Genomic DNA, 12,201 nt, shown 5'->3' with positions numbered 1-12,201 from the left:
GTCAGGCCTCCAGATCGGCGGGGGTGAGACGGCGGGCGTGCGCGGGGTCGCCATCGGGGAGAAGGAGCAGGTCGCCGGATCCGATCGCCGCCGGGGCGAGGGCGCGCAGCAGATCGATCCCCTCCATGCCGGCGTCGCGAAGGGCAGCGATCTCCGAGTCCCTCAGATCGACCGGGGTGTCGCCGTTTCCCATGTCGCTGCCGTAAACGAGCTCACCGCCGGCAGCCACGAACCGGCGCACGTTGTCGACCACATGCGCGTACGGCTCGCCCTCGTGGATCGCCATCGTCGAGATCCACGAGACGGATGCCGCCTGCAGCTCGATCTCCTCATCGCTGAGACGCTCGGAGAAGGGCGAGTGCGCCAGACGTGCGGCACCCAGCCGTGCGACGCGCTGCGCCTGCCCTGCACCCTCGGCATGCGCGACGACCGGCAGCCTGTGCTCGGCGGCTTCGCGCACGACCGCGCGGAACAGCTCGTCATCCAGCACCGGACCCGCGTCACTGTTGCCGACGACCTTGATGCAGCCGACACCCGCTGCGGCGAGTGCGCCGATCACCGCCGCCGCATCCGCGGCATCCTGCACCTGATGCACCGCTCGGTCCGGAGCCCAGTCGCGGTCTGACGGGTACCCGCCGACCGCGGTGAGGAAGGGTCCGGCGTATTCGACTTCGACACCGTCGTTCTCGAACCGGGCCTTGTATCGGCGCATCACATCGACGTCCGCCCCGAGGTCGATCACTCTGCCGAGCCGGCTCGAGGCGAGTGCACTCGGGTCCACGAGCTGCAGGTGCACGTGGTGGTCGGCGAACAGGCCCGTGATGATTCCCTCGAGGAGAGGTGCCCCGGCCGGGGCCTGCCCTGGGCGCACGACGATTCGATCGGCGTCGCCTGACGCCGTCCCCTCTCGCAGCATCGCGCCGTCGAAATAAGTGACCGCGGCCGCCATCAGCCGCCGAGCTCGGTGCGCACGGTGTAGAGCTCGGGGAAGAAGGTCAGCTCCAGCGCCCGCTGAAGGAATCCGACGCCGCTGGAGCCTCCGGTGCCGGGCTTCATGCCGATCGTGCGCGTGACGGTCTTCAGATGCCGGAAGCGCCAGAACTGGAAGTTGTCCTCGAGGTCGACCAGGTCCTCGCACGCCTCGTAGAGATCCCAGTGGGTCCGCGGGTTCTCGTAGATCTCCTGGATCGCCGGCACGAGCGATGGATGCGGTCGGTACGGCTCGCGCACGTCGCGCTCCAGGATCTCGCTCGGGATCGGCAGTCCGCGCCGGGCCGCGTAGCGCAGGAACTCGTCGTACAGCGTCGGCCGTTCGAACTGGGCCGTCAGCAGTGCCAGGTTCGCCGGGTGATCGCGGAAGACCGACAGCATCCGCTCGTTCTTGTTCCCGAGCGCGAACTCCACCGCACGGTACTGCACCGACTGGAACCCGGACGAGTTGCCCAGCGCTCCACGGAACTGCGCATATTCGGTCGGAGTGAGAGTCGCCAGCACCGACCACTGCTGCGTCATGACGTCCTGGATACGCTTGACCCGCGCGACCCTCTTGAGCGCCTCGCGCAGGTCATCGCTCGCGAGCAGAGTGCGGGCAGACCCGAGCTCGTGCAGCAGCTGCTTCAACCAGAGCTCGGTCGTCTGGTGCTGGATGATGAACAGCATCTCGTCGTGGTGCTCAGGGCTGCTGACGGGATGCTGCGCGTTCAGCAGCTCGTCCAATCCGAGGTACGAGCCGTAGGTCATCCGCCCGGTCAGGTCGGTGACGATCCCGTCTTCGAGCGCACGCTCGTTGGCGGTGTCCGATTCTTCAGTTCCCATGATGCTCGAGGCTATCCCGAACAGGCCGTCGGCCGTCAGGGCCGAACGCGGATTCGTCGTGCGCGGATCGGTCAGGAGTCAGGGCTGGGTGGTGTTCGCACCCAGGAAGTCGATCGTCTTCTGCAGCGCCGTCTGCGCATCCGGCATGTCGAGGTGGAACTGGTACTCGTGCGGAAGCTGCGGTTCGTGCGGTGCAGGCCAGAACTGCGTCGTCACGTCGACGCCCAGCTCGTTCAGCCGGTCGGCCATCGGGATCGACTGCAGCCAGGTGAGACCGTCGCCGTTGCCTCCTGAGATGTACGTGGTGGGGAAGTCCTCCGTCACCCAGTTCACGGTCGACATCGTCGCGCCTGAGGAGTCCTCAGCCCACGTCTTGGTGCCGGCATAGGCCCACATCGACGACTTGAAGCCCCATCCGACGATGCCGTCGAGTTCGGCGAGGGCCGCGAGATCGTAGACGCCGCAGTTCAGCACGGTCGCGACCACCTGGTCGGCGGAGAGGGCCGGGGTGATGTCCATGATCTCGGCGTAGTCGGGGCTCGTGATGAGCGTCGCCATCTGGCTGGCCAGCTGTCCGCCGGCGGAATCTCCCGCGAGTACGATCTGGGTGGGGTCGACGCCCAGGTCTGCGGCGTGCTCGTCGATGTACCCGAGAGCCTCGTTGATCTGATGCACGGCCTTCGGGTAGAAGCCCTCCGGGCCGAGCGTGTAGTTCACGGCGATCGTCGTATAGCCCTCGGCGGCGAGGATGCGCATGTACGGGTCGACGTTCTCCTTCGAGCCCGAGATCCAGGCTCCGCCGTGGATCCAGACGATCGTGGGGAGGGGGCCGGTGGCGGATGCCGGGGTGAAGACGTCCATGGTCGTGTCGACGCCCTCATCGGCGTAAGCGACATCGAGCGTCTCGGTGAGCGACGCGTCGGGCACGTGCTTTTCCATCTCGGCGGCGGTGGCGTCGCCACCCTGGGTGAAGACCGCCCGGATCACCATGGCGGAAGGCCACGGAGTGATCGCCCCGATGATCGCCACGATCAGCGCGACGGCGATGATGATTGCGAGCGTGACTCGAGTCTTGAACCAGCGACGGTGCGCCTTCTTCGGGCGGTCATCACTGTCGCCTGCATCGTCTTCGTGGACGTCGTTTTCGTGCGTGAGCGTGGTCATGGAATCCCCTCCACGGATCAGTGTGGCAGAACGTCGACCTCCAGGCTTCGGACGAGACGGGTGAGACCGTATTCGAACGCCTGGTCGACGTCGCCGCCGAGGCGGAAGGCGCCGGCGAGCTCCATCTGCAGGAATCCGGTCATCCAGGCGGTGAGCAGACGCGCGGCCTCCAGAGCATGCTCTTCGCCGGCGAGTGCGGCGCTGGCGCGGAGAACCGGGCCGGCCGCGCGGTCGAGCGATGCCAGCGGAGCGGATGCCGTGAACATCACGCGGAACCCTTCCGGGTGTGCACGGGCGAACGCACGGTAGGCCGTTGCCAGGCCAGCGAGCAGCTCATCGGTCCTGTCGTGCTCGATGCCGTCCTGCTCGACGCGTTCGAGCTCGTCCGCCAGGTCGTCGATGACGGATTCGGCGACGGCGGCGATCAGTGCATCCCTGTCGCGCACGCGCTTGTACAGCGAGGGCGCACGCACTCCAACGCGGAGCGCCACGGCCTGCATCGTCAGACCGGACGGGCCTGCCGCCTCGAGGATCTCACGCCCTGCGGCGATGATCTCGTCAAGCGAAGTGCGGTCGGGTGTCGGCATGGTGAAGTCTCCGGTCGTGAATCTCAATGAGTCGTGCAGCGCTGAGGCTATTGACAATAGCCATGATAGCTATGTAACATAGTCATCGCAACATCATCTCATACAGATCGGTAGAACCATGAAGCTCGCCCCGCACCTGCACCGTCTGGGAAACGACATCGTCGCCTCGTACCTGATCGACGCGCCGGAAGGCGTCACGCTGATCGATGCGGGGATGCCGGGCCATTGGAAAGATCTGCAGCAGGAGATGGCGAGCATCGGGCGTCCGCTCTCCGACATCAAGGGCCTCATCCTCACCCACGGCGACAGCGATCACATCGGCTTCGCCGAGCGGCTGCGCAGCGAGCACGGCGTTGCGGTCTTCGTGCATGCGGCCGATGCCGAGCGCGCGCGTACCGGTGAGAAGCCGAAGACGCCGATGGGCCCGTCGAAGCTCGGACCGATGCTGGGTTTCATGGCATACGGCATCCGAAAGAAGGCCCTGCGCCCGATCTACGTCAAGGAGGTGTCCGCGATCGCAGACGGCGATGTGCTCGATCTGCCCGGTGCGCCCGTGATCGTCGGAATGCCGGGTCACTCACCCGGCAGCATCGCCGTGCACGTTCCGATGGTGGATGCTGTGTTCGTCGGCGACGCGCTCACCACGAGGCACGTGCTCACCGGGACGCAGCGCCCGCAGCCGGCGCCCTTCGCCGACGATCCCGATGGTGCTGACGACTCTCTCGACCGCATCGCCGGGTTGCCGGCATCCTGGGTGCTGCCCGGTCATGGGGCGCCGTGGCACGGCTCGCCGGCCGAGATCGTAGGGGCCGTACGGTCCGCGTGACCGCGTCCAAGCCGAACCAGTCAGAGGCTGGCGAGCACCGCTGCCGAATCGCTGATCGTGATCTGCGGTGGGTACAGACCCATCACCTTGAGGGCCGCAGCGTGATTCTCGGCCGTCGAACCCGCGCAGGCGTCGGCGGCGACAGTGATGCGGGCGCCGGCATCCGCCGCAGCGAGCGCCGTCGAGATGACGCAGCAATCCGTCGAGACGCCGGTCAGCACGACGGATGCCCCGTGCCCGACGATCTGCTCGATCTCCGCACCCCACTTGCCGAAGGTCGGCAGGTCCAGCGTCGGGAGAGCGGTGAGCGAAGCGGCCTCCGGTGCCAGGTCGAACAGTGGATCGGTCGGCGGCTGATCCGCGAACGGCCACGCCGCGAAGTACTCGCCCCACGACGTGGAGCGGTCGGCCGTCGGCATCCATCTGGTCACGAGCACGCGCTCGCCGAAAGCATCCGCCAGCGCGCGGATGCGTGGAGCCGTCTCAGCGAAGAACGGCGATCCCCAGGCGGAGTCCGGTGACGCGAAGATGTTCTGCGGGTCGATGACGACGAGCCAGGGATCGGGAGCAGACGCTTCAGCGGCCGCGGGGCTCACACCTGCTCCTGGCGACGGATCTTCCCCGCGCGGGCGAAGTAGGTGACCAGGAACGACAGCACCAGGGCGAAGAAGACGCCGAGGTTGGCGTACGCCCAGTCGCCCTCACGACCGCCGATCAGGAACAGCAGGTAGCCCTGCCAGTTGTTCCACGGTGCGTCGGCGGCGAAGTTGTTGACGACGAGGCCCCACCCGATCACGCTGGTGACGACCATGGTGATGATCGAGGTCCAGTCCCACGCGCCGTAGCGGCCGTTCGAATCGAACAATGCCTCGTCGTCGTAGTCCTTCTTCCGCCGAAGGATGTCGGCGATGAGGATGCCGGCCCACGACGCGAGCGGCACACCGAGCGTGATGAGGAAGCTCTGGAACGGCCCGAGGAAGTCGGTCGCGAAGAAGACGACGAAGATCGTGCCGATCGTGAGGATCACGCCGTCGATCGCTGCGGCGGAGGGACGAGGGATGCGGATGCCGAGACTGAGGAGAGTGAGCCCGGAGGAGTAGATGCCGAGCACGGCGCCGGAGACGAGGGCGAGCACCGCGGTGAGCAGGAACGGCACGAGCACCCAGATCGGAAGGATCGTCGCGAGCGCTCCGATCGGATCGGCGGCGATCGCGTTCAGCAGGTCCTCGTCCGAGGCGCCGAGCAGCAATCCGAAGATCACGAGGATGACCGGTGCGACGGAGCCGCCGACGGTGTTCCAGAACACGATCGCACCGTCGGAAGTGGTGCGCTTCTGATAGCGCGACCAGTCGGCGGCGATGTTGATCCAGCCGAGCCCGAAGCCGGTCATGACCATGACCAGCGCGCCGATGAGCTGGCCGACGCTGCCGTCAGGACGGGACAGCACCGCGTCGAAGTCGATGTGCGAGAACGCGAGAATCACGTAGAGGATCGTCACGACGCCGGTGATCCAGGTGAGCACCGACTGCAGCTTCATGATGGTGTGATAGCCGAGGACGGATGCCACGACGATGAGCGCGGCGACGATCACGGTCGCGATGATCCGCAGGGCGATGCTCTCGCCGTCGCCGCCGAGCTGCGTGATGACGGTGGCGGTGGCGAGGACGGCCATGATCGCGAGGAACGTTTCCCAGCCGATCGAGGTCAACCAGGAGATGACGCCCGGCACCTTCTGGCCCTGCACGCCGAAGGCTGCGCGCGAGAGCACCATGGTCGGTGCCGACCCGCGTTTCCCGGCGATCGCGATCAGGCCGCAGAGCAGGAACGACACCACGATGCCGATGATCGACACGATCGTCGCCTGCCAGAACGAGATGCCGAATCCGAGCACGAACGACCCGTACGACATGCCGAACACCGACACGTTCGCCGCGAACCACGGCCAGAACAGGTCGCGCGGTTTCGCCGTGCGCTCGGATTCGGGGATGACCTCGATGCCGGCGCGCTCGATCAGTGTCGGCGCGGCCGCAATCTTCTCTGACATGCCCCCATATTGGCACCGCGCCGGTCACCCCGCCCGTCTATGTGGCGTGAACCTCCGTATTTCAGGTCTGAAGCGCGGGTTAGTGCCACATAGACGGGCTCAAGCGCGGGTCAGGCTGCGAAGAACGACTCGGCGACGCGGGTGAGCGCGTGGAGATCGGCGACACCGGCGAGCTCGCGTGCGGAGTGCATCGAGAGGATCGGGATGCCGACGTCGACCGTGCGGATGCCGAGACGGGTGGCGGTGATGGGACCGATCGTCGAGCCGCACGGCACAGTGTTGTTGGACACGAACTCCTGCGAAGCGATCCCGGCACTCTCGCACCAGCGTGCCCAGGCTGCAGCCCCGATGGCATCCGTCGCGTAGCGCTGATTGGCGTTGATCTTCAGGATCGGACCCGACCCGAGGAGGGGCTGCACGGCGGGATCGTGCTTCTGCGCGTAGTTCGGGTGCACGGAGTGCCCGACATCGCTGGAGAGGTGCCAGGATGCTGCGAACGCTCGGCGCTGTTCGGTGGCATCCGCGCCGAGCCCGGCGTAGATCCGCGCCAGGATGTCCTCCAGGAAGGGGCCGGCGGCACCCGAGCGGGATTCAGAGCCGAGCTCTTCATGGTCGAACGCCGCGAGAACGGCGATGCCGCGGAGCTCTCCACCTGCTGAGCCTGCCGAAGCCTCGGCGAGCGCCATGACACCGGCGTGCACGGACGCAAGGTCATCCAGGCGTCCGCTTGCGAAGAACGCGTCGTCCTTGCCGAACACGGCACCGCGTGCGGAGTCGGCCACGACGGCATCGAAACCGCGGATGTCGGCGGCGTCCACTCCCGCCGATGCGGCGAGTTCGCCCAGCAGGTCCTCCTCGGTCGGGTCGCCCAGGCCCCACACCGGCTGCGTCTCATTCTGCTTGTCGAGCGCCAAGCCGTTGTTGTTGACGCCCCGGTCCAAGTGCACTGCGAGCTGCGGCAGACGCAGCAGCGGGCCGGTGTCGGCGAGCACGACACGGCCGTCCGCGAGGGCGAGGCGTCCGGCAAGGCGCAACTCGCGGTCGAGCCACGAGTTGAGCAGCGGTCCGCCGTACACCTCGACGCCGGCCTGCAGCCATCCGCGGGATCCGGTGGTCGGCTTCGGCTTGAGCTTGAAGCCAGGGGAGTCGGTGTGCGCCCCGAAGATCTGCGCAGGTGTCGTCGGTGCGGCATCCGTCGGCACCACCCAGCCGATCGCCGCGCCGTCACGTACGACGACGAAGCGGCCACCGGACTGCGTCGGCCACGCATCGGCCTCGTTCAGCCGCGTGAACCCGACCGACTCCAGGCGGCGGGCGACCTCTTCAGCCGCGTGGTAGCTCGAGGGAGAGGCGGCGACGAAATCTGCGAGGTCCTCGGCGTGGGAGAGGGCGACCTGAGTGGCGGGCATGGGTGCCTTTCTGCTTTGCGTGGCTTTTCGATCGTAGCCGCGAGCAGGAGGCGTCAGCGGAACTCCACCAGCCCGGCACGCGCGGCCGTGACGATGATCTGCACGCGATCCCTCACGTGCCATTTGGACATGATGCTGCCGAGATGCGCCTTGACCGTGCCCTCGGAGACAATGAGCGCGTGCGCGATCTCGGCGTTCGACATGCCCTCCGCCAGACGGTTCAACACCTCTGACTCACGCTCGGTGAGAGGGAGGAGGGGGTCCGTCCGATCGGCTCCTGTGGCTTCGGTTGCACGAACGTGCTTGATGAGCATGGAGGCGATCCTGGGGGAAAGGGAGCTGGCCCCCTTATGGACCTCTCGCACGGCGGCGACGATGCTCTCGGCGCTGGAGTCCTTGAGCATGTACCCGGAGGCGCCGGCGCTCAGCATCGGCAGCACGGTGTCGCTGCCTTCGAGCGTGGTCACGGCCAGGGTACGGATCTCCGGCCAGCGCTCGGCGATGGCCGCGGTCGCTTCGATCCCGTTCATCTCCGGCATCTGCACGTCCATCATGATCACGTCCGGGACGTCTCTCTCCGTGAACGCGATCGCCTCGAGACCGGATGCGGCTTCGCCGATGACCTGGAGCTCCGGATCCCGTGACACGAAGTGTGACAGTGCGGAGCGGACCAGGGGATCGTCATCGACGATGAGAACACGGATTTCCGGCATGCCGGAAGCCTAACGTCCGGGAGGCGCATCGCCTCCTGCCTAGACGTTTGGCCAGAAAAGATTGTCTGGTAGTCAGATGTGGAGATGTGCCTTCACCGAGAAGATGAGGTTACGTACTCGACATAAGACGCAATCAGGGTGGTGAACACTATGACTTTTTGGGAAATGATGGCACGGGCCTTCGGTATCAAAGGCTAGCGCATCTGGCGAATAGGAGATACTGGAATTGTGGCTTTCGGTCGGTTGGTCAAGGATGGCTCAGGCGTTCTTCGACTGACCAGGGGCGGATCGCTGAGCACCCTCGAGCGTGTCGTCATGCTCGTGGTCATCGGCGGCGTCATCGCTGTCGACGTCTCCGGCATCGTCTTCTCGTACGGCCCGAGCCTCTTCCGATCTCTCCTCAGCATCGCGACCTCGATCGTGTTCGCGCTGTACCTGTGGTCACCCTGGATGGCCACGATCTCTCTCGGAATGGTGTTCGCGCTGTCGGTCATCGTGGGCACTGAATCCACGTCCATCTTCGCCGCGGCGGTCGCGGTAGGGCTCGTCATGCGGTTGGGCCGAACGGCGCTCATCCTTTCCTACATCGGTGCGTTCCTGGTAGCGACCGCGATCGTCGCCTACGGCGACACGAATGCGCCGGTCAACGTCGGCGCGTACTTGATCATCGCGACGGTGGCGGGAGCGATCGGCTTTGCTCTCCGAGTCGCCCTGGACAAGGGCCGTCGGCTGGAGCAGGAGCTCGCCGAGCGAGCCGAACACGAGCGCGAGGCGGTTCTCGCCGAGCGGCGGTGGATCGCCGGCGAACTGCATGACAGCATCGCCCACCAACTCACGGTCGTCGCTCTGCACGTCCAGATGTTGGACGACGCCGAGCGGAGCCGCGGTTCGCAGGAAGCGATCCGTGTCGCTGCGAGAACGGCGATGACCGACCTGCGATTCGTGATCGAGCTCGCCGACGACGGGCCACGTTCGTCTGCCGCGCACTCGGGTGATCTCGCCACGGCCATCGACGAGGCGCGCGGCGAGATCGAGGCTGCAGGGCACTCGGTGATCTGCGAAGGCGATCTGCGCGATGAGCGCATCCACCGCGCAGGTGAGATCATCCTTGCGCGAGTCGTACGCGAGTCGGCGACGAACATCCTGAAGCATGCGGGCCCGGGTGATGTGAGGATCCGGTTGGACGTCGACGATGAGGCGCTCACGCTGGTGATCGTAAGTCCGCTCCCCACGACCCCGCGACGCGACCTCCCCTCCAGCCGCACCGGCGTGAACAGGATGGCAGAGCGCGTCCTCGGCGCCAGCGGCCAGTTCAGCGCCGGAGAAGTCGACGGCCGGTGGCGTGTGTCGGCTTCATTGCCGATCGATTGAGAAGCAACGCGTGGCGCCGACCCAGACTCTGGACGAAAGTCCAATGCCCTCTCGACCTTTGGGCGTTCTGAGTCGTGAGCGGCGTCGATAAGGTGAGAACAACTCAGATCAAGCGTTCCCCAGCGCCTGGGTTATAGGAGCGTCCCCAGCGCTTGATCGCGAGCGCGACTAGGTGTTCGAACTTGTCGCGCTCGCGGTCGCTGCTCTCTCGCCGGTACTGCCGCCCCACCATGCGAGGTGCCGTTGTCACCACTCGCGTGCGCTTCGGGCAGAAGTGGTCTGCTGGACGAGTTTGCCTGCCGTTAACCCGGAAGAAAAGCCGGTGAACGCGAGCCGAACGATCGCGCGATCAGAGTGGCTCCGACCACGTCGGGTGTCACAGTTGAAGCTGAATCCCCTCAGCTTTGAAAGGCCCCATGACGAATCGCGTCGCAGATGTGGTCGTCGTCGGCTCCGGCATCGTCGGCCTGGGAGCCGCGTATGCGGCCGTGCGTCGCGGCCTTCGCGTCGTCGTCGTCGATCGCACGGCAGAGCCCGTCGGTGCGACGATCCGCAACTTCGGTCACATCTGCATCGGAGCGCAGACGGGGCTCGCTCGCGAGTTCGCCGATGCCTCGCACGACCTCTGGCTGCGTCTCGCCACCGACGCCGGGTTCTGGCTGCGCGAATCCGGCACGCTGATCGCAGCCCGCGACCTCGATGAACTCGCCGTGCTGGAAAGGGCTGCGCGCGAGCAGGGATCGGATGCCGACATCCGGCTGCTCGATGCCGACGAACTACTGCATCGGACACCGCTGCGTCGCGGCGCCGTGATCGGCGGCGCGCTCATCACGACCGATCTGCAGACGAATCCGCGCGAAGCGGCCGGGGCGATCGTCCGTCACCTCGCCTCCCTCGGCGTCGAGTTCCGTTTCCGCACGGCGGCCACTGCCGTCGCGTCCGGCCGGGTGCACACCACACGTGGCACGATCGATGCCGGACTCGTCGTCGTCGCGACTGGGCACGACATCGACCAGCTGCTGCCCGACATCGCAGGACGAGTCGGCGTCGTCCGCTGTGCGCTCGACATGATGCGCGTGACCGCGCCTCTGCCGCGCACGCTCGATGCGCCGCTGCTGACCGGCTGGTCCATGCTGCGTTACGGCCGTTTCGGTGCTTTCGCCGAGACCGCGGCCCTGCGCGAGCGACTGCACGGCGAGCGGCCTGATCTCGCCGCACTCGATCTCAACCAGATGTACACCCAACTGCCGGACGGGTCGCTCATCGTCGGCGATTCGCATGCCAAGGCGATCCAGCCCGGTCCCTTCCAGCCCGAGGCGGCGTTCGATGCGTTCCTCGCCGAAGCGGCGGCGCTGTTCGATGTCGACCGATTCCACGTGCGGGAGCGCTGGCAGGGCGTCTACGCATCCGCGGCATCCGATTTCCTCATCGAAGAGCCGGAACCCGGACTCCACGTGATCGCCGCGACGACCGGGATCGGTATGACCACGGGGCTGGGCCTCGCGGAACGCACTCTTGACACCGCATTGGACCGGGCATCGTTGCCCGCACAGGGAGGAACCCCATGACCATCGAACTCGTCGTACTCGACATGGCAGGAACGACAGTGCTCGACGACGGCGTGGTGGAGCAGGCGTTCCAGCGCGCGGCTGAGCGCACCGGTGTCGCAGAGCGGATGCCGTGGGTCGAGGCCCTGCAGTACGTCCGCGACACCATGGGGATGTCGAAGATCGACGTCTTCACTCACCTCGCCGGCGGCGACATCGCCGCAGCCACGGCCGCCACCGCGACATTCGAGGGGGCGTACTCCGAGATCGTCGCCGAGCAGGGCGTGGAAGAGGTCCCCGGTGCGGCCGAGGCGATCGCGCATATGCGCGATGCCGGACTCAAAGTCGTGCTGACCACGGGCTTCGCACCGGTCACTCGTGACGCGCTGCTCGACGGGCTCGGCTGGAACGATCTGATCGATCTCGCGCTGTCACCGATCGACGCCGGTCGCGGGCGTCCTGCTCCCGACCTCGTGCTCACCGCACTGCTGCGCACCGGAGCATCCGCGGTCTCGGCGGTGGCCGTGGTCGGCGACACCAGCAGTGATGTCCACTCCGGTCGTCGCGCCGGCGCCGGTTTCGTCGCCGGAGTACTCAGCGGCGCGCACGACCGCGCTGCCCTGATGGCGGCTGGCGCTGATGCGGTGCTCGACGACGTCACGGCGCTGCTGCCGGGTCTTCACGAGCGCGCCCTTCTCGGGACCGCCCTGGCACGGACCTCCTGA

Annotated in this window: 12 protein-coding genes; 4 read left to right on the top strand and 8 right to left on the bottom strand. The window is 66.7% G+C overall.

Annotated elements, in window-relative coordinates:
• Position 1 precedes the first annotated feature (1 nt).
• From HDC95_RS06210 to HDC95_RS06195, 4 genes are all read right to left on the bottom strand, one after another.
• The gene (locus HDC95_RS06210) at positions 2 to 949 is read right to left on the bottom strand and encodes a hydrolase (RefSeq protein ID WP_259062424.1); all 948 of its coding nucleotides are present in this window, start codon (positions 947 to 949) and stop codon (positions 2 to 4) included.
• Positions 949 to 1,815: a tryptophan 2,3-dioxygenase gene (locus HDC95_RS06205; RefSeq protein ID WP_259062423.1), complete on the bottom strand. Its 867-nt coding sequence runs from the start codon at positions 1,813 to 1,815 to the stop codon at positions 949 to 951. Before HDC95_RS06205 ends, HDC95_RS06210 begins: the two co-directional genes overlap by 1 nt.
• Before the next feature lie 78 nt (positions 1,816 to 1,893).
• Positions 1,894 to 2,979 carry an alpha/beta hydrolase gene (locus HDC95_RS06200; RefSeq protein WP_259062421.1) on the bottom strand — a complete coding sequence of 362 codons (1,086 nt, stop codon included), beginning with the start codon at positions 2,977 to 2,979 and terminating at the stop codon, positions 1,894 to 1,896.
• A gap of 17 nt (positions 2,980 to 2,996) precedes the next feature.
• Positions 2,997 to 3,566 (bottom strand): TetR/AcrR family transcriptional regulator, encoded by a 570-nt coding sequence (locus HDC95_RS06195; RefSeq protein ID WP_259062419.1) that lies wholly within the window; start codon positions 3,564 to 3,566, stop codon positions 2,997 to 2,999.
• Positions 3,567 to 3,684: 118 nt separating this feature from the next.
• Here HDC95_RS06195 and HDC95_RS06190 point away from each other — a divergent pair, with 118 nt between their 5' ends.
• A complete protein-coding gene (locus HDC95_RS06190; RefSeq protein WP_259062418.1) occupies positions 3,685 to 4,392 on the top strand; it encodes an MBL fold metallo-hydrolase in 708 nt (235 codons plus the stop codon).
• A gap of 20 nt (positions 4,393 to 4,412) precedes the next feature.
• Here HDC95_RS06190 and HDC95_RS06185 read toward each other — a convergent pair whose 3' ends face one another.
• The 4 genes from HDC95_RS06185 to HDC95_RS06170 all read right to left on the bottom strand — a co-directional run bounded on the left by HDC95_RS06185 (position 4,413) and on the right by HDC95_RS06170 (position 8,558).
• A complete protein-coding gene (locus tag HDC95_RS06185) occupies positions 4,413 to 4,988 on the bottom strand; it encodes a cysteine hydrolase family protein (RefSeq protein ID WP_259062416.1) in 576 nt (191 codons plus the stop codon).
• Positions 4,985 to 6,436 carry a cytosine permease gene (locus tag HDC95_RS06180; RefSeq protein ID WP_259062415.1) on the bottom strand — a complete coding sequence of 484 codons (1,452 nt, stop codon included), beginning with the start codon at positions 6,434 to 6,436 and terminating at the stop codon, positions 4,985 to 4,987. The genes HDC95_RS06185 and HDC95_RS06180 overlap by 4 nt, the downstream gene beginning before the upstream one ends.
• A gap of 110 nt (positions 6,437 to 6,546) precedes the next feature.
• A complete protein-coding gene (locus HDC95_RS06175; RefSeq protein ID WP_259062414.1) occupies positions 6,547 to 7,845 on the bottom strand; it encodes a M18 family aminopeptidase in 1,299 nt (432 codons plus the stop codon).
• A gap of 53 nt (positions 7,846 to 7,898) precedes the next feature.
• Positions 7,899 to 8,558: a response regulator transcription factor gene (locus HDC95_RS06170; RefSeq protein WP_259062413.1), complete on the bottom strand. Its 660-nt coding sequence runs from the start codon at positions 8,556 to 8,558 to the stop codon at positions 7,899 to 7,901.
• Positions 8,559 to 8,786: 228 nt separating this feature from the next.
• Between HDC95_RS06170 and HDC95_RS06165 the strand changes: the two genes are divergently transcribed.
• From HDC95_RS06165 to HDC95_RS06155, 3 genes are all read left to right on the top strand, one after another.
• On the top strand, positions 8,787 to 9,929 hold the full coding sequence (locus tag HDC95_RS06165) for a sensor histidine kinase (protein ID WP_259062412.1): 1,143 nt from the start codon (positions 8,787 to 8,789) through the stop codon (positions 9,927 to 9,929).
• A 416-nt stretch (positions 9,930 to 10,345) separates the two neighbouring features.
• Positions 10,346 to 11,497, top strand: a complete 1,152-nt coding sequence (locus tag HDC95_RS06160; RefSeq protein WP_259062411.1) for a TIGR03364 family FAD-dependent oxidoreductase — start codon at positions 10,346 to 10,348, stop codon at positions 11,495 to 11,497.
• A complete protein-coding gene (locus HDC95_RS06155; protein ID WP_259062410.1) occupies positions 11,494 to 12,201 on the top strand; it encodes a phosphonatase-like hydrolase in 708 nt (235 codons plus the stop codon). Before HDC95_RS06160 ends, HDC95_RS06155 begins: the two co-directional genes overlap by 4 nt.

Source organism: Microbacterium sp. AK031 (assembly GCF_024807145.1).
GTDB lineage: Bacteria > Actinomycetota > Actinomycetes > Actinomycetales > Microbacteriaceae > Microbacterium.
The sequence above is the reverse complement of the archived record's forward strand: the minus strand, read 5'-3'. Positions and strand labels throughout refer to the sequence as shown.